The sequence below is a fragment of the Enterobacter cloacae complex sp. HYC080_NIDB genome (genome assembly GCF_056673325.1).
In genome coordinates, this window is sequence record NZ_CP114212.1 from 955465 (window position 1) to 973633 (window position 18169).

Annotated in this window: 14 protein-coding genes; 11 read left to right on the forward strand and 3 right to left on the reverse strand. The window is 55.2% G+C overall.

The features are described from left to right. Positions 1-8: 8 nt before the first annotated feature. The 5 genes from rlmD (at position 9) to eno (ending at position 7690) form a co-directional block, all read left to right on the forward strand. Positions 9-1307, forward strand: coding sequence for a 23S rRNA (uracil(1939)-C(5))-methyltransferase RlmD (gene rlmD, locus O1723_RS04545; protein WP_014885049.1), 1299 nt, complete (start codon positions 9-11; stop codon positions 1305-1307). 51 nt (positions 1308-1358) lie between these two features. Further along, positions 1359-3590: a GTP diphosphokinase gene (gene relA, locus O1723_RS04550; protein WP_014885048.1), complete on the forward strand. Its 2232-nt coding sequence runs from the start codon at positions 1359-1361 to the stop codon at positions 3588-3590. 66 nt (positions 3591-3656) lie between these two features. Continuing rightward, complete coding sequence (mazG, locus tag O1723_RS04555) at positions 3657-4448, forward strand: nucleoside triphosphate pyrophosphohydrolase (protein ID WP_014885047.1); 792 nt, start codon at positions 3657-3659, stop codon at positions 4446-4448. Positions 4449-4671: 223 nt separating this feature from the next. After that, on the forward strand, positions 4672-6309 hold the full coding sequence (gene pyrG / locus O1723_RS04560) for a glutamine hydrolyzing CTP synthase (protein WP_014885046.1): 1638 nt from the start codon (positions 4672-4674) through the stop codon (positions 6307-6309). Between the two features lie 82 nt (positions 6310-6391). Further along, the gene (eno, locus tag O1723_RS04565; RefSeq protein ID WP_014885045.1) at positions 6392-7690 is read left to right on the forward strand and encodes a phosphopyruvate hydratase; all 1299 of its coding nucleotides are present in this window, start codon (positions 6392-6394) and stop codon (positions 7688-7690) included. A gap of 51 nt (positions 7691-7741) precedes the next feature. Here the strand turns inward: eno and O1723_RS04570 are convergent, their stop codons facing one another. Both O1723_RS04570 and O1723_RS04575 read right to left on the reverse strand, forming a co-directional pair. Further along, a complete protein-coding gene (locus tag O1723_RS04570; protein ID WP_479983861.1) occupies positions 7742-8851 on the reverse strand; it encodes an SDR family oxidoreductase in 1110 nt (369 codons plus the stop codon). A 358-nt stretch (positions 8852-9209) separates the two neighbouring features. Further along, on the reverse strand, positions 9210-10034 hold the full coding sequence (locus O1723_RS04575) for a MurR/RpiR family transcriptional regulator (protein ID WP_014885043.1): 825 nt from the start codon (positions 10032-10034) through the stop codon (positions 9210-9212). Between the two features lie 165 nt (positions 10035-10199). Here O1723_RS04575 and O1723_RS04580 point away from each other — a divergent pair, with 165 nt between their 5' ends. Genes O1723_RS04580 through queE form a run of 3 tightly spaced genes read left to right on the forward strand, consistent with a single transcriptional unit; the run spans position 10200 to position 13192 of the window. After that, positions 10200-11759 carry a maltose/glucose-specific PTS transporter subunit IIC gene (locus O1723_RS04580; RefSeq protein ID WP_014885042.1) on the forward strand — a complete coding sequence of 520 codons (1560 nt, stop codon included), beginning with the start codon at positions 10200-10202 and terminating at the stop codon, positions 11757-11759. Beyond that, positions 11759-12466, forward strand: a complete 708-nt coding sequence (locus O1723_RS04585; protein WP_023331196.1) for an N-acetylmannosamine-6-phosphate 2-epimerase — start codon at positions 11759-11761, stop codon at positions 12464-12466. Before O1723_RS04580 ends, O1723_RS04585 begins: the two co-directional genes overlap by 1 nt. A 54-nt stretch (positions 12467-12520) precedes the next feature. After that, entirely contained in the window at positions 12521-13192 is a 672-nt protein-coding gene (gene queE / locus O1723_RS04590; protein ID WP_014885040.1) for a 7-carboxy-7-deazaguanine synthase QueE, read from the forward strand. A gap of 30 nt (positions 13193-13222) precedes the next feature. Here queE and queD read toward each other — a convergent pair whose 3' ends face one another. After that, complete coding sequence (gene queD, locus O1723_RS04595; RefSeq protein WP_248190684.1) at positions 13223-13585, reverse strand: 6-carboxytetrahydropterin synthase QueD; 363 nt, start codon at positions 13583-13585, stop codon at positions 13223-13225. A gap of 306 nt (positions 13586-13891) precedes the next feature. Here queD and cysJ point away from each other — a divergent pair, with 306 nt between their 5' ends. Genes cysJ through cysH form a run of 3 tightly spaced genes read left to right on the forward strand, consistent with a single transcriptional unit; the run spans position 13892 to position 18159 of the window. Next, on the forward strand, positions 13892-15697 hold the full coding sequence (cysJ, locus tag O1723_RS04600) for an NADPH-dependent assimilatory sulfite reductase flavoprotein subunit (protein ID WP_023337699.1): 1806 nt from the start codon (positions 13892-13894) through the stop codon (positions 15695-15697). After that, complete coding sequence (gene cysI / locus O1723_RS04605) at positions 15697-17409, forward strand: assimilatory sulfite reductase (NADPH) hemoprotein subunit (RefSeq protein ID WP_014885037.1); 1713 nt, start codon at positions 15697-15699, stop codon at positions 17407-17409. Before cysJ ends, cysI begins: the two co-directional genes overlap by 1 nt. A 15-nt stretch (positions 17410-17424) precedes the next feature. Continuing rightward, entirely contained in the window at positions 17425-18159 is a 735-nt protein-coding gene (gene cysH, locus O1723_RS04610) for a phosphoadenosine phosphosulfate reductase (protein ID WP_023337698.1), read from the forward strand. Positions 18160-18169: the final 10 nt, after the last annotated feature.

Here is an 18169-nt window from a genome sequence, read left to right on the forward strand (position 1 = left end):
TCTCGGCGATGGCGCAATTCTACTCTGCAAAACGACGCGTGACGACGCGTCAAATCATTACTGTTGAAGCCACAGACCTTGACCCGTTTGGTCAGGGGGTGGCTCATCACAATGGTAAGACTCTGTTTATAACAGGTTTGCTGCCAACAGAACGAGCAGAAATTACGCTGACGGAAGACAAACGCCAGTACGCGCGCGGACAGGTGAAGCGTCGCCTCAACGATAGCCCGGCGCGCGTTGCGCCACGCTGTCCGCATTTTGGCGTTTGCGGAGGCTGCCAGCAACAGCATGCGAGCACAGAATTACAGCAAAAAAGCAAAAGCCGCGCCCTGGCGCGTCTGCTGAAGCACGACGTGAACGAAGTTATTGCCGATGAGCCCTGGGGCTACCGTCGCCGCGCGCGTCTGAGTCTGAGCTATCTGCCCAAAACGGCGCGGCTGGAGATGGGTTTTCGCAAAGCGGCCTCCAGCGATATTGTTGATGTGAAGCAGTGCCCTGTTTTAGTGCCCCATCTTGAAGCATTGCTTCCGCACGTGCGCACTTGCCTCTCAGGACTGGACGGCGTTGGCCATCTTGGGCATGTCGAACTGGTCATGGCCAATAATGGCCCGCTGATGGTGTTGCGCCATACCGCGCCATTATCGAAAAAAGATCGCGAAAAACTGGAACGCTTTTCGCATTCCCACGACCTGGCGCTTTTCCTTGCTCCACAAAGCGAGATACTTGAACAGGTTACCGGTGATGCGCCCTGGTATGCGTCAAACGGGCTACGCTTAACGTTTAGCCCGCGGGATTTCATTCAGGTAAATGATGGCGTAAACCAGCAGATGGTTGAGAAAGCGCTGGCGTGGCTTGATATACAGCCCACCGACCGGGTGCTCGATCTGTTCTGCGGCATGGGCAACTTCACGCTGCCGCTGGCGCGAAAAGCAGCAAGCGTCGTTGGCGTGGAAGGCGTTGAAGCGCTGGTGGCTAAAGGGCAGGAGAACGCACAACAGAACGGCTTGCAAAATGTGACATTCTTTCATCAAAATCTTGAGGAAGATGTGACGCAACAGCAGTGGGCACAGCAGGGATTTGACAAAATCCTGCTCGACCCGGCGCGCGCCGGTGCCCCGGGCGTCATGGCGCATGTGATTAAACTTGCCCCTAAGCGTGTGGTCTATGTTTCCTGTAACCCGGCAACGCTTGCCCGTGACAGTGAGGCATTAATCAGCGCGGGTTACCAAATTCAGCGTCTGGCAATGCTGGACATGTTCCCGCACACTGGGCATCTGGAATCGATGGTGTTGTTCGAGCACATCTAATTTGTTTGGCTTGTCGACTTCGACAGGCCCTGGTCCCTAAAGGAGAGGACAATGGTTGCGGTAAGAAGTGCACATCTCAATAAAGCTGGGGAGTTTGACCCACAAAAATGGATCGCAAGTCTGGGAATTTCCAGCCAGCAGTCGTGTGAACGCTTAACCGAAACCTGGGCCTACTGTCTTCGCACCACACAGGGTCATCCGGATGCCGATCTCCTCTTGTGGCGCGGCGTGGAGATGGTTGAAATCTTATCCATGCTGAACATGGATATTGAAACGCTGCAGGCCGCGTTGCTGTTTCCTCTCGCCGATGCGAACGTCGTGACGGAAGACGTGCTGCGTGAGAGCGTCGGAAAATCCGTCGTCGCGCTGATCCACGGCGTGCGCGATATGGCGGCTATCCGCCAGCTTAAAGCCGCGCACACCGATTCCGTCTCCTCTGAGCAGGTCGATAATGTCCGCCGGATGCTGCTGGCCATGGTGGATGATTTCCGCTGTGTGGTCATCAAACTGGCCGAGCGTATTGCCCACCTGCGTGAGGTGAAGGATGCGCCGGAAGACGAGCGCGTGCTGGCCGCCAAAGAGTGTACAAACATCTATGCGCCGCTGGCGAACCGGCTAGGTATCGGTCAGCTCAAATGGGAGCTGGAAGATTACTGCTTCCGTTATCTGCACCCGGCGGAATATAAGCGCATTGCCAAACTTCTGCATGAACGCCGCATCGACCGCGAGCACTATATCGAGGAGTTCGTCGGCGGCTTGCGCCAGGCGATGAAAGAAGAGAACGTGCGCGCCGAAGTCTACGGGCGACCTAAGCACATCTACAGCATCTGGCGCAAAATGCAGAAGAAACACCTCGCCTTTGACGAGCTGTTTGACGTGCGTGCCGTGCGTATCGTGGCGGAACGTCTGCAGGACTGCTACGCCGCGCTGGGGATCGTCCACACTCACTTCCGCCATCTGCCGGATGAGTTTGATGACTATGTGGCTAACCCTAAACCTAACGGTTATCAGTCCATTCACACCGTGGTGCTTGGCCCTGGCGGCAAAACGGTCGAAATTCAGATCCGCACCAAACAGATGCACGAAGATGCCGAGCTGGGCGTTGCCGCGCACTGGAAATACAAAGAGGGAACGTCGGGCGGGGCGCGTTCTGGTCACGAGGATCGCATCGCCTGGCTGCGCAAGCTGATTGCGTGGCAGGAAGAGATGGCCGACTCGGGCGAAATGCTCGACGAAGTCCGCAGCCAGGTCTTTGACGACCGGGTCTACGTCTTTACCCCGAAAGGGGATGTGGTCGACCTGCCAGCCGGTTCAACGCCGCTTGATTTTGCCTACCACATCCACAGTGACGTGGGGCACCGCTGTATCGGGGCGAAAATCGGCGGGCGCATCGTCCCGTTCACTTACCAGTTGCAGATGGGCGATCAGATTGAAATCATCACCCAGAAGCAGCCTAACCCGAGCCGGGACTGGCTTAATCCGAACCTGGGGTACGTCACCACCAGCCGCGGACGCTCAAAAATTCACGCCTGGTTCCGCAAGCAGGATCGAGACAAAAATATCCTTGCCGGTCGTCAGATCCTTGACGACGAACTGGAACATATCGGGATCAGCCTGAAAGAGGCCGAGAAATTCCTGCTGCCGCGCTACAACTTCAACGAGCTTGACGAACTGTTAGCGGCAATTGGCGGCGGCGATATTCGTCTCAATCAGATGGTTAACTTCCTGCAGGCGCAGTTCAATAAGCCAAGCGCGGAAGAGCAGGACGCGGCGGCGCTGAAGCAGCTGCAGCAGAAAACCTACGCCCCGCAGCAGCGCAGTAAAGACAATGGCCGGGTAGTGGTCGAGGGAGTGGGCAATCTGATGCACCACATTGCCCGCTGCTGTCAGCCAATTCCGGGCGACGACATCGTCGGCTTTATCACCCAGGGGCGCGGGATCTCGATCCACCGTTCCGACTGTGACCAGCTTGCCGAGCTGCAGTCCCATGCGCCGGAGCGCATCGTGGAAGCGGTCTGGGGGGAGAGCTACTCCGCCGGCTACTCGCTGGTGGTGCGTGTTACCGCCAATGACCGCAGCGGCCTGCTGCGCGATATCACCACCATTCTCGCCAACGAGAAGGTCAACGTGCTGGGTGTTGCCAGCCGCAGCGATACCCGCGAGCAGCTTGCCACCATCGATATGACCATCGAAATCTACAACCTGCAGGTGCTGGGTCGCGTGCTCGGCAAACTGAACCAGGTGCCGGATGTGATTGACGCGCGTCGTCTGCACGGCGGGTAAATACACTCTTCTGTAGGCCGGGTAAGGCTTTACCGCCACCCGGCTTGTTTTTTAATGGAAAACACTATGACTCAAATCGACCGCCTGCTCGGCATCATGAAACGCCTGCGCGATCCGGAAAACGGCTGCCCGTGGGACAAAGAGCAGACTTTCTCCACCATCGCCCCGTACACGCTTGAAGAGACCTACGAGGTGCTGGACGCCATTTCTCGCGAGGATTTTGACGACCTGCGTGGTGAACTCGGCGACCTGCTGTTCCAGGTGGTGTTCTACGCCCAGATGGCGCAGGAAGAAGGGCGCTTTAACTTTGATGATATCTGCGCCGCTATCAGCGACAAGCTTGAGCGCCGTCACCCGCATATCTTTGGCGATGCCACCGCAGGCAACAGCGCGGAAGTACTGGCCCGCTGGGAGCAGATAAAAAGCGCCGAGCGTGCTGAAAAATCCCAGCATTCGGCGCTGGACGATATTCCTCTGAGTCTGCCTGCGCTGATGCGCGCGCATAAAATTCAAAAGCGTTGTTCCGCCGTCGGTTTTGACTGGGACTCTCTGGGGCCGGTGCTGGATAAAGTGCATGAAGAGATCGACGAGGTTATGCACGAAGCACAGCAGGCGGTGGTGGATGAAGCAAAGCTTGAGGAAGAGATGGGCGATCTGTTGTTTGCGACCGTCAACCTTTCGCGCCATTTAGGTGTAAAAGCGGAAACCGCATTGCAAAAAGCCAATCTGAAATTCGAACGTCGTTTTCGTGAAGTGGAGCGGATTGTCGCCTCGCGCGGCCTGGAAATGACCGGAATTGACCTCCAGGCGATGGAAGAAGTCTGGCAGGAAGTAAAACGCCAGGAATCTGATCTCTAACGGAATTTTGCGATCAAGCGCAATTTGTGTGATTTTTTAAATGACAAGCGCTTGATTTGCGTCAAAAACATTTACCCAAAAGGGGCTATTTTCTCACTCCTTATGTTTGTCATGGCCTGGAATGGAGACGGAGAATGAAAGTTTGTGGCGCTCGCCGTGTTCGGGTATACTACTTTCCCGTCCTGGTTATTCCATCGTTTCACCCTAACTTCTCAGGTTCAGCATGACAACGAACTATATTTTTGTGACCGGCGGGGTCGTATCCTCTCTGGGTAAAGGCATTGCCGCAGCCTCCCTCGCAGCCATTCTTGAAGCCCGTGGCCTCAATGTGACCATGATGAAACTGGATCCGTACATCAACGTCGATCCTGGCACCATGAGCCCAACCCAACACGGGGAAGTGTTCGTTACTGAAGACGGCGCTGAAACCGATCTGGATCTTGGCCACTACGAGCGTTTCATTCGTACCAAAATGACCCGTCGTAACAACTTTACGACTGGCCGCATCTACTCCGACGTTCTGCGTAAAGAGCGCCGCGGTGACTACCTGGGCGCGACCGTTCAGGTTATCCCACACATCACTAACGCCATCAAAGAGCGTGTCCTTGCCGGTGGCGAAGGGCATGACGTTGTGCTGGTTGAAATCGGCGGTACCGTAGGGGATATCGAATCCCTGCCGTTCCTCGAAGCGATTCGTCAGCTGGCGGTAGATATTGGTCGTGAGCATGCGCTGTTCATGCACCTGACTCTGGTGCCTTACATGGCGGCTGCAGGTGAAGTGAAAACCAAACCGACTCAGCACTCTGTTAAAGAGCTGCTCTCCATCGGTATTCAGCCTGACATCCTGGTTTGCCGTTCCGATCGCGCTATCCCGGCGAACGAACGTGCGAAAATTGCATTGTTCTGTAACGTGCCTGAAAAAGCCGTTATTTCAATGAAAGATGTCGATTCCATTTATAAAATCCCGGGCCTGTTGAAATCGCAGGGCCTGGACGATTATATTTGTAAACGATTCAGCTTGAACTGTCCGGAAGCTAACCTGTCTGAATGGGAACAGGTTATCTATGAAGAAGCCAATCCGGCGGGCGAAGTGACTATCGGTATGGTCGGCAAGTACATTGAACTGCCGGATGCCTATAAGTCAGTTATCGAAGCGCTGAAACACGGTGGTCTGAAGAACCGCGTCTCCGTGAACATCAAGCTGATTGATTCGCAGGATGTTGAAACGCGTGGCGTGGAAATTCTGAAAGATCTGGATGCGATTCTCATCCCTGGCGGCTTTGGCTACCGCGGTGTTGAAGGCAAGATCGCCACTGCACGCTACGCGCGTGAAAACAATATTCCTTACCTCGGCATCTGCCTGGGTATGCAGGTTGCGCTGATCGAATTTGCGCGCAACGTAGCGGGAATGGAAAACGCGAACTCTACGGAATTTGTGCCAGACTGTAAGTACCCTGTAGTGGCGCTGATTACGGAATGGCGCGACGAAGACGGTAACGTCGAAGTCCGTACCGAGAAGAGCGATCTGGGTGGCACAATGCGTCTTGGCGCACAGGCCTGCCAGCTGTCCGACGATAGCGTGGTTCGCAAGCTGTATGGCGAATCGGTCATCACCGAGCGCCATCGTCACCGCTATGAAGTCAACAACATGCTGTTGAAACAAATTGAAGCTGCGGGCCTGCGCGTTGCGGGCCGCTCCGGGGATGATCAATTAGTCGAGATCATTGAAGTGCCAAACCATCCATGGTTTGTTGCCTGCCAGTTCCACCCGGAATTTACTTCAACGCCGCGTGACGGGCATCCGCTGTTTGCAGGCTTCGTGAAAGCCGCCAGCGAGTACCAGAAGCGTCAGGCGAAGTAAAAAAAGTTAGAACGGCAACGCGTACCTTTGGTACGCGTTGTTTGTCTGGAGTTTTAGTTTAACTTGTACTGAGGAAAATCTAATGTCCAAAATCGTTAAAGTCATCGGTCGTGAAATCATCGACTCCCGTGGTAACCCGACCGTTGAAGCTGAAGTTCATCTGGAAGGTGGTTTCGTCGGTATGGCAGCTGCTCCATCAGGTGCTTCTACGGGTTCCCGCGAAGCGCTGGAACTGCGCGATGGCGACAAATCCCGTTTCATGGGCAAAGGCGTACTGAAAGCGGTTGGCGCTGTAAACGGTCCTATTGCTCAGGCCATCATTGGCAAAGACGCTAAAGACCAGGCTGGCATCGACAAGATCATGATCGATCTGGACGGTACTGAAAACAAATCTAACTTCGGTGCGAACGCAATCCTGGCGGTTTCCCTGGCGAACGCCAAAGCAGCAGCGGCTGCTAAAGGTATGCCACTGTTCGAGCACATCGCTGAACTGAACGGCACCCCAGGCAAATACTCCATGCCTGTACCAATGATGAACATCATCAACGGTGGTGAGCACGCAGACAACAACGTTGATATTCAGGAATTCATGATTCAGCCAGTTGGCGCGAAATCCCTGAAAGAAGCGGTACGTATGGGTTCTGAAGTGTTCCACAACCTGGCTAAAGTTCTGAAAGCTAAAGGTATGAACACGGCTGTAGGTGACGAAGGTGGCTATGCGCCAAACCTGGGTTCTAACGCAGAAGCTCTGGCTGTTATCGCAGAAGCAGTAAAAGCTGCTGGCTACGAGCTGGGCAAAGACATCACCCTGGCGATGGACTGTGCGGCATCTGAATTCTACAAAGACGGTAAATACGTTCTGGCTGGCGAAGGCAACAAAGCGTTCACCTCCGAAGAGTTCACTCACTTCCTGGAAGACCTGACCAAACAGTACCCAATCGTCTCTATCGAAGACGGTCTGGACGAGTCTGACTGGGATGGTTTCGCATACCAGACCAAAGTACTGGGCGACAAAATCCAGCTGGTTGGTGACGATCTGTTCGTAACCAACACCAAGATCCTGAAAGAAGGCATCGAGAAAGGCATCGTTAACTCCATCCTGATCAAATTCAACCAGATCGGTTCTCTGACCGAAACCCTGGCCGCGATCAAAATGGCGAAAGACGCTGGCTACACCGCTGTCATCTCTCACCGTTCTGGTGAAACTGAAGATGCAACCATTGCTGACCTGGCAGTGGGTACCGCTGCAGGCCAGATCAAAACCGGTTCTATGAGCCGTTCTGACCGTGTTGCTAAATACAACCAGCTGATTCGTATCGAAGAAGCACTGGGCGAAAAAGCACCATACAACGGTCGTAAAGAGATCAAAGGCCAGGCATAATTGCTTAAGCCTTAAATGAAAATGCCAGTCGAAAGACTGGCATTTTTTTGGCTATTTAAAATCGACCGCCATTTGCTCCGGGATGGTCAATCCCCGGGTGGTCTGGACGCAGCGGGCGATATAATCCGTAAAACGCGGGGGTTTCGGCATTCCCATGCTGAGCAGCTTATCGTTGCTGAAGCGCACGTTCAGCGTGGCAAAGGCGCCGTATAAGCGCATCGCTCTCAGCATCAGGCGTTCGTTGCATGGACCAAAAATCGTTTTCAGCTCGCGGCGCATTCTGACCAGCGTTTCGTAGCTGACCTGCGCATACTTATCACCGACGGGCGCTTTCTCCAGCGCCTGCGCCATCGCCTGATCGATGTCTGCAAAGCGAACGCTGTTTTCTTCCCCGGCAGAAATATGCACCACCTCACCCGGACGCGCGTTGCTGCCGAGCAGCATTAACAGCGCGTCGGCGCAATAATCCACCGGCACTACGTCGATCCGGTCTTCCATTGAACACATAAACTTTTGCAGCATCAGGCCCATACTAAAGACCCAGAAGATGCTGCTCGACGGCGTGCAGCCGTGACGGGTATGGCCGACGACGATGGAGGGGCGGGCGATAAGCAGCGGCAGGTCCGGGCACGCCTGACGCATCAGCTTTTCAATGGTTGACTTCGAATAAGTGTATTCCACCAGATGTTCAGCATTTTCTCTAAATTCAGCACTTTCCGCGACCAGTGAATCCTGCTCCGGGGTGCATGACATTGCGGTGCCTACGTGCAGGAAACGCTGCAGTCCAGTGACCTGTTCCATGCGGCGTGCCAGCGCAAGGGTATCGTCGACGTTTACCTTCCAGATAAGCGGGTTGTTTCCAAATGAGGCGACAGCCGCGCAGTTAACCACATGCGTGACCTGGTTCAGTCGCGGATCGTTCAGAAAGGCCTCCGGCTGACTGAGGTCGCCAATGATAATATTCTCCACGCTCAGGGAAGCCAGTTTCTCCTCAGAAACGTTGAACTTACGCATGTTCTCCTGCACGCGCTCCAGCCCGCTTTGCGGATCGCCGGCGCGGGCAAGCAAAAGGAGTTTCACGGATTGATCGCTCGTCAGGATTTTTTCAAGTACTGCACCGCCCAGGAAACCGGTCACGCCTGTAATCAATAACATCTTCATTAATACCGTCTCATTATGATTGATGAGGCGGATTGTAGGCGCGCAAAAGTAAACGGCATTTAAATAATAAATCGCCGAAACAGGCAGCGTCTTAAGCTTATTTTAAGGAAAGGAAATCAGGTGGAGATATTGGACATTGCGGAAAGGTGAAAAATTCAATTTATAAATAATTATATTTCAACTTTATGATTTGTATGTATTTTTATGATTCAGGATTAGGGTGGTTACAGCATTGAAAATGTAATAAATAAAATATTTTGTTACACCAAACATTTATCTGGAAAATAAATTAAATTTTGCTTAAGGGAAATTGAGTAACGTAAAAAGCAGGCTAGTTTATGTAGCCTGCGTAATATTTTCAGAGCAGCAAAGGAAGCGTAGCGCTGGCTGTTTGCTGGCTAACATCCGCGTAATGGTTGTCCAGCGCAATAAGAGAGGTGGTCAGCAATTCGACCAGCAGCATGACACCCACCTTTGCATTGAGCGCGCCAGCGCTAAGCGGGCCTTCTGGCTTGGCGGCTACCAGTTGCATATCACTCAGGGAAGCCAGCGGGCTACGTGGCGTGTTGCTGAGCGCCAGAACCTTTACGCCGCGCTTGCGGGCCAGTTTCACCACATGAAGTAAATCCCGCGTAGAACCGGAACTGGAGATAGCCACGACCAGCGTTTCAGCCGAGAGCGTTGCCGCATTCATGGCTGCGCGGTGCATGTCGCTAAATAACTGTGCGGGTTTACCCAGCCTTAATAACTTGTAATGCAGATACTCACCGAGGATTGCGCTGGCCGCGACGCCATAGATCTGCACGGAGTGCGCCTGATGCAGTGCCAGTGCGGCTTTTTCAAGCAGCGCCCGGTCCAGGAGCCTGGCGGTATCCTGCAGAGCCAGGATTGACTCATCCACCACGTTATCAATTTCATCCCCGGCCTCTCGCGCGGGCTGACCCTGCTGAATATCCAGCGCCAGCGCCATTTTGAATTCGTTATAGCCCTTGCAGCCCAGCGTCCGGCAAAGACGCGTCACGCTGGCCTCGCTGGTGTGACTCTCGCGCGCCAGTTCCGTGATCGTCAGGTAGAGCACTCGGGCGGGATCGCTGAGGACAAACTCGCCGAGTTTTTGTTGTGTTGGGCTGTACCCGGAAGCCTCCTGGCGGAGCTTCAGCAGCAGATTTTCATGGTCCGACATGCCAGGTCCTTAATGCGTTTCTCTGTGACTAGTGTGACGGAAAGCGGGGGAAAGATGCCAGTCATTTTGAAAAAGTATGATCGGTCTCCTGGTTTTTGATGATAATTTTCACTATTAAATATTTATATGGTAAAAATTTTCATCAATAAATGAGGGGATGAAAAAATGATGCAAATGTTCAGTGGAGCCTCTTCGGGGGGATGGTTTGAAAAAGCGCAGCGCTTCGGCAAATCGTTTATGTTGCCCATCGCCGTGTTGCCTGCGGCGGGTCTGCTGCTTGGGATAGGCGGCGCGTTGTCGAATCCCAATACGCTAACGGCCTATCCGTTTTTAGATGTGGGCTGGCTGCAGGCGGTTTTCACCATCATGAGCAGTGCAGGTTCCATCGTATTTGCGAACCTCTCGGTGCTGTTTGCGGTTGGGGTGGCCGTTGGGCTGGCAAAAAGTGATAAAGGCACGGCAGGGCTGGCGGCGTTACTGGCGTTTCTGGTGATGAACGCCACCATCAACGCGCTGCTGATCCTCACCGGCAAACTGGCGCAGGAAAACCCGGGGGCCGTGGGGCAGGGGATGACGCTGGGGATTCAGACGCTGGAAACGGGTGTATTTGGCGGCGTAGTGATTGGTCTCGTGACCTGCGCGTTGCATCACCGGTTTAATAAAATTGCCCTTCCGCAGTTCCTGGGCTTCTTTGGCGGCTCGCGCTTTGTCCCGATTATCAGCTCGCTGGCGGCGATACTCGTCGGCGCGCTGATGACCGTGGTCTGGCCGCATTTCCAGAAACTGATCTTTGGTCTGGGCGGGCTGGTAGACGCCACCGGTTATCTGGGCACCCTGCTGTACGGCTTCATTTTACGCATGCTGGGCCCGTTCGGGTTGCACCACATCTTCTATCTTCCGTTCTGGACCACGGCCCTTGGCGGCAGCGAGATCGTCAATGGTCATCTGGTGGAGGGTACGCAGCGTATCTTCTTTGCCCAGCTGGCTGACCCGACGACGCGTCAGTTTTATGAAGGCACGTCGCGCTTCATGTCCGGGCGCTTTATTACGATGATGTTTGGCCTGCTCGGCGCGTGTCTGGCGATGTACCACACGGCAAAACCCGAGAACAAAAAGCGCGTTGCCGGGCTTCTGCTCTCTGCGGCGTTAACCTCTTTCCTGACGGGCATTACCGAGCCCATCGAGTTCTCCTTCCTGTTTATTGCGCCGGTGCTTTACGTCATCCATGCGCTGTTTGACGGGCTGGCGTTCATGCTTGCACACATGCTGCATATCACCATCGGGCAAACCTTCTCAGGCGGTTTTATCGACTTCGTGCTGTTCGGTATTTTGCAGGGGGAGGCCAAAACCAACTGGATGTTCGTTCCGCTGGTCGGCGTGCCGTGGTTCTTCCTTTACTACTTCACCTTCCGCTACCTGATTAACCGTTTTGATTTCGCCACGCCGGGCCGTGAAAAGACGGCGATGGTTGATGAAGTGAGTCTGCCGCAAAGCGAGCGTGCTGCGGCGGTGATCGCCGGATTAGGTGGAAAAGACAATCTGGACGAGGTGGACTGCTGCGCCACGCGCCTTCGCGTCACGGTCAAAGACGGCAGCAAGGTGGATGACGCGGCGCTGAAAGCGACCGGCGCGCGCGGCGTTATCGTGCGCGGTAACGGGGTTCAGGTCATTTATGGCCCGCACGTCACCATTATCAAAAACGAAGTGGAAGAGATTTTATCGTAATGAAAACTGTACTGGATAACCTGAAGGGAAAACTGGTCGTCTCCTGTCAGGCGCTGGAGAATGAACCGCTGCATAGCCCGTTTATTATGTCGCGGATGGCGCTGGCGGCGGCGCAGGGCGGGGCCGCTGCCATTCGTGCCAACAGCGTGGTGGATATCGAGGCCATTAAGCAGCAGGTCTCTTTGCCTGTCATCGGCATCATCAAACGGGATTACCCGGAAAGCGAAGTGTTTATCACCGCCACGATGAAAGAGGTGGATGAGCTCATGGCCGTCTCTCCGGAAATCATAGCCCTTGATGCCACGGCCAGGGAGCGTCCCGGTGGGGAATCCCTGGAAACGCTGGTCATGCGCATCCGCTCGCGCTACCCCTCGGTACTGCTGATGGCGGATATTTCCACCGTGGACGAAGCCGTGACGGCGCAGGCGCTGGGCTTTGACTGCGTCGGCACGACGCTTTACGGCTATACGGCGGAAACGGCAGGCCATTCGCTTCCGGAGAACGACTGCGCGTTCCTGAAGGCCGTGCTGGCGGCCGTGACGGTTCCCGTGGTTGCCGAAGGGAACGTGGATACGCCTGAGCGCGCGGCCCGGTGCCTGGCGCTGGGTGCGCACACGGTCGTCGTCGGCGGCGCGATCACCCGTCCACAGCAAATTACCGAACGGTTTATGGCGGCGATTAGCGCGCAAAGCACCGATGGAGCATGACCATCCGGCGGGGATCTGCGATACTTATCGTTTATCCCCTTAACTGAGATGACTATGCAGTACCCGATTAACGAGATGTTCCAGACCCTGCAAGGCGAGGGTTACTTTACCGGTGTTCCCGCTATCTTTATTCGTTTACAGGGATGCCCGGTTGGCTGTGCCTGGTGTGATACCAAACATACGTGGGATAAGCTCGCAGATCGGGAAGTGTCGCTGTTTAGCATTCTGGCGAAAACCAAAGAGAGCGATAAGTGGGGCGCGGGCAGTTCAGAAGATCTGCTGGCGATTATTGGTCGTCAGGGCTGGACGGCGCGCCATGTGGTGATCACCGGCGGTGAACCCTGTATCCACGATCTGACCCCGCTGACCGAGCTGCTCGAAAAGAACGGCTACAGCTGCCAGATTGAAACCAGCGGCACCCACGAAGTGCGCTGCTCTCACTCTACCTGGGTGACGGTTTCGCCAAAAGTGAATATGCGCGGCGGGTATGACGTGCTCTCTCAGGCGCTGGAACGCGCGGATGAGATTAAGCACCCGGTAGGGCGCGTGCGCGATATCGAAGCGCTGGACGAACTGCTGGCGACGCTGACGGATGAAAAGCAGCGGGTGATTGCCCTGCAGCCTATCAGCCAGAAAGAAGATGCGACGCGTCTGTGTATTGAAACCTGCATCGCGCGTAACTGGCGCCTGTCGATGCAGACGCACAAGTACCTGAATATAGCCTAAAAAAAAGCCCGGTTTTGCCGGGCTATTTTTTTACTCTCCGCGATACACGCAGCCTGCCGTGCAGGTCTCTTTGATCATCACCGCGCTCAGCAGTGGTACCATCGGCTTCATCTGATCCCAAATCCATTTTGCCAGCACTTCGCTGGTCGGGTTTTCAAGGCCCGGGATCTCATTCAGATAGTAGTGATCCAGACGGTCGTAGGTCGGTTTAAACGCGGCCTTCAGTTCGGCAAAATCCATGATCCAACCGGTATGCGGATCAACTTCACCGGTGATCTCAAGACGCACCATAAACGAATGCCCGTGCAGACGGCCACATTTATGCCCTTCAGGAACATGCGGAAGGTGGTGGGCGGCTTCGAAGGTGAAATCTTTAAACAGTGTGGTGGACATGATCGCTCTCAGTAATGCGGAAAAAACCGCCGCATAGTACCGGAAAGCACAATTTTTAGCATTAACTAAAACGGCTCTGAAGGCGCAGCCATGGCGGTAAGGTGCTTTTTTGGTTTTTTGCTATTTATTTTCAATGGTTTAGCTAACCTGTTTTATCGCTAAGAACGATAACTAAAACAGGTTAGTCCATTTGGTTATTTATTATTTCCATCCCTTCTTTAATTGTTATTATCCTCGCCGTTAACCTTATCTTCAGTTTGGATTTATTCGCTTAAAGTCCGCTTGGCTACTGGAACATAACGACGCATGACAACACAGGCCCCACCATCAAATTTGCTTCCCCTGAACCCGGAGCAACTGGCGCGCCTTCAGGCTGCCACCTCTGATTTTTCTCCCACTCAGCTTGCCTGGGTCTCCGGTTATTTCTGGGGAATGCTCAATCAGCAGCCTGGCGCTGTCGCGGGCGCACCGGCAACGGCTGTGGAAATTCCCGCTATTACGCTGATTTCCGCCTCGCAGACGGGCAATGCCCGCCGCGTGGCCGAGCGGCTTCGTGACGACCTGCTGGCCGCCAAACTGAACGTGAACCTGGTCAACGCCGGCGATTATAAATTTAAGCAAATCGCGTCAGAAAAGCTGCTGGTGGTGGTCGCCTCTACCCAGGGCGAAGGTGAACCCGCTGAAGAAGCGGTAGCGCTGCATAAGTTTCTGTTCTCGAAAAAAGCCCCAAAACTGGATGGCACGGCGTTTGCCGTGTTTGGTCTGGGCGATACCTCCTATGAATTCTTCTGTCAGTCCGGTAAAGACTTCGACAGTAAGCTGGCGGAGCTCGGCGCAGAGCGCCTGCTGGACCGCGTCGACGCGGATGTGGAATACCAGACTGCCGCCGCCGAATGGCGCGCGCGCATCGTTGAGGTGCTGAAAGCGCGCGTGCCGAAAGAGACGCCGGCGCAGGCCGCATTGACCTCAGCGGGCGTCGTCAACGATATCCATACCAGCCCTTACACGAAAGAAGCACCGCTGGCGGCAAGCCTGTCGGTGAACCAGAAAATCACTGGCCGCGACTCGGAAAAAGACGTGCGTCATATCGAAATCGATCTCGGTGACTCTGGCCTGCGTTATCAGCCTGGCGATGCGCTGGGCGTCTGGTATCAGAACGATCCGGCGCTGGTGAAAGAGCTGGTTGAGCTGCTGTGGCTGAAAGGCGATGAGCCTGTCACCGTTGACGGCAAAACCCAGTCGCTTTCTGATGCGCTGCAGTGGCATTTCGAACTGACGGTCAACACTCCGAACATCGTCGAAAATTACGCCACCTTAACGCGCAGTGAATCGCTGCTGCCGCTGGTGGGCGACAAAGCGAAACTGCAGCATTACGCCGCGACGACCCCGATTGTCGATATGGTGCGCTTCTCTCCGGCGCAGCTGGATGCCGATGCAGTGGTCGGGCTGCTGCGTCCATTGACCCCGCGCCTCTACTCCATCGCCTCTTCTCAGGCAGAGGTGGAGAGCGAAGTGCATATCACCGTGGGCGTGGTGCGTTATGACATCGAAGGCCGCGCCCGTGCGGGTGGGGCATCAAGTTTCCTGGCGGACCGCGTGGAAGAAGAGGGCGAAGTGCGCGTCTTTATCGAGCACAACGACAACTTCCGTCTGCCGGCAAACCCGGAAACCCCGGTGATCATGATTGGTCCAGGCACCGGTATTGCGCCGTTCCGCGCCTTTATGCAGCAACGTGCGGCGGACGACGCGCCAGGCAAAAACTGGCTGTTCTTCGGCAACCCACACTTTACCGAAGATTTCCTCTACCAGGTTGAGTGGCAGCGTTACGTCAAAGAGGGCGTGCTGACCCGCATCGATCTGGCCTGGTCCCGCGACCAGAAAGAAAAAGTCTACGTACAAGACAAACTGCGCGAACAGGGCGCAGAGCTGTGGCGCTGGATCAATGACGGTGCCCACATTTATGTCTGCGGCGACGCCAATCGCATGGCGAAAGACGTTGAGCAGGCACTGCTGGAAGTGATTGCCGAATTCGGCGGTATGGATGCCGAAACGGCGGATGAATTTTTAAGTGAGCTGCGCGTTGAGCGCCGTTATCAGCGAGATGTCTACTAATGAGCGAAAAACATCCAGGGCCACTGGTGGTCGAAGGTAAACTGACAGACGCCGAGCGCATGAAGCTGGAAAGCAACTACCTGCGCGGCACCATTGCTGAAGATTTGAATGACGGTCTCACCGGCGGTTTTAAAGGTGACAACTTCCTGCTAATCCGTTTCCACGGTATGTACCAGCAGGACGACCGCGATATTCGCGCTGAGCGTGCCGAACAGAAGCTGGAGCCGCGTCATGCGATGCTGCTGCGCTGCCGTCTGCCGGGTGGGGTCATCACCACCAAACAGTGGCAGGCGATTGATAAATTCGCTGGCGAAAACACGATCTACGGCAGCATCCGCCTGACCAACCGTCAGACCTTCCAGTTCCACGGTATTCTGAAGAAGAACGTGAAGCCGGTGCACCAGATGCTCCACTCCGTTGGGCTGGACGCACTGGCTACCGCCAACGACATGAACCGTAACGTGCTTTGCACGTCGAACCCGTACGAGTCTGAGCTGCATGCCGAAGCGTATGAGTGGGCGAAGAAGATCTCTGAGCATCTGCTGCCGCGCACCCGCGCCTATGCAGAGATTTGGCTCGATCAGGAGAAAGTCGCGACCACCGATGAAGAACCGATTCTCGGCCAGACCTATCTGCCGCGTAAGTTCAAAACCACGGTCGTGATCCCGCCGCAGAACGATATTGACCTGCACGCCAACGACATGAACTTCGTGGCGATTGCCGAAAACGGCAAGCTGGTCGGCTTTAACCTGCTGGTGGGCGGGGGCCTGTCCATTGAGCACGGTAACAAGAAAACCTACGCCCGCACCGCGAGCGAGTTTGGCTTCCTGCCGCTGGAGCACACGCTGGCGGTGGCGGAAGCCGTGGTCACGACCCAGCGCGACTGGGGTAACCGTACCGACCGTAAAAACGCGAAAACCAAATATACCCTCGAGCGCGTGGGGGTGGAGACGTTCAAAGCGGAAGTGGAGCGTCGCGCGGGGATCAAATTTGAGCCAGTCCGTCCTTACGAATTCACCGGTCGCGGCGATCGTATTGGCTGGGTGAAAGGTATCGACAATAAATGGCATCTGACGCTGTTTATCGAAAATGGTCGAATTCTGGATTATCCGGGCCGTCCGCTGAAAACCGGTCTGCTGGAAATTGCGAAGATCCACAAAGGCGAGTTCCGCATTACCGCTAACCAGAACCTGATCATTGCCGGCGTGCCGGAGAGCCAGAAGGCGAAGATCGAGACGCTGGCGCGCGATCATGGGTTGATGGATGCGGTCAAACCGCAGCGTGAAAACTCTATGGCCTGCGTGTCGTTCCCGACCTGTCCGCTGGCGATGGCCGAAGCGGAACGTTTCCTGCCGTCATTTACTGACAAAGTGGAAGCGATTCTGGAAAAACACGGCATTCCGGACGAGCATATTGTTATGCGAGTGACCGGCTGCCCGAACGGCTGCGGCCGCGCGATGCTGGCCGAGCTGGGGCTGGTGGGGAAAGCGCCGGGTCGCTATAACCTGCATCTGGGCGGTAACCGTATCGGCACACGTATTCCGCGTATGTTCCGCGAGAACATCACCGAGCCGGAAATCCTTGATTCCATCGATGAGCTTGTCGGGCGCTGGGCGAAAGAGCGCGAAGCGGGTGAAGGCTTCGGCGACTTTACGGTGCGTGCGGGCATCATTCGCCCGGTGCTCGATCCCGCAAGGGATTTCTGGGAGTAACCACGAGAGGTAATTATGTCCGTACTCGATCTAAACGCCCTTAACGAACTGCCAAAAGTCGAACGCATTCTGGCACTGGCAGAAACCAACGCCCAACTGGAAAAGCTCGACGCCGAAGGGCGCGTGGCCTGGGCGCTGGAAAACCTGCCGGGAGACTATGTGCTTTCGTCGAGCTTTGGTATTCAGGCGGCGGTGAGTTTGCATCTGGTGAATCAGATCCGTCCGGACATTCCGGTGATCCTCACCGACACCGGCTACCTGTTCCCGGAAACCTACCAGTTTATTGACGAGCTGACGGACAAGCTCAGGCTGAACCTGAAAATCTACCGCGCGACGGAAAGCGCGGCCTGGCAGGAAGCACGCTACGGCAAGCTGTGGGAGCAGGGCGTTGAGGGCATTGAGAAATACAATGAGATCAACAAAGTCGAGCCGATGAACCGGGCACTGAAAGAGCTTAACGCGCAGACGTGGTTTGCAGGGTTGCGCCGTGAGCAATCCGGCAGCCGTGCCACGCTGCCGGTGCTGGCAGTCCAGCGCGGAGTCTTTAAGGTGCTGCCGATTATCGACTGGGATAACCGGACGGTGTACCAGTACCTGCAAAAACACGGGCTGAAGTACCATCCGCTGTGGGACCAGGGCTACCTGTCAGTTGGAGACACCCACACCACGCGCAAATGGGAACCGGGAATGGCGGAAGAAGAGACGCGATTCTTTGGGCTGAAGCGCGAGTGCGGGTTGCACGAAGGGTAATTCCTTAACC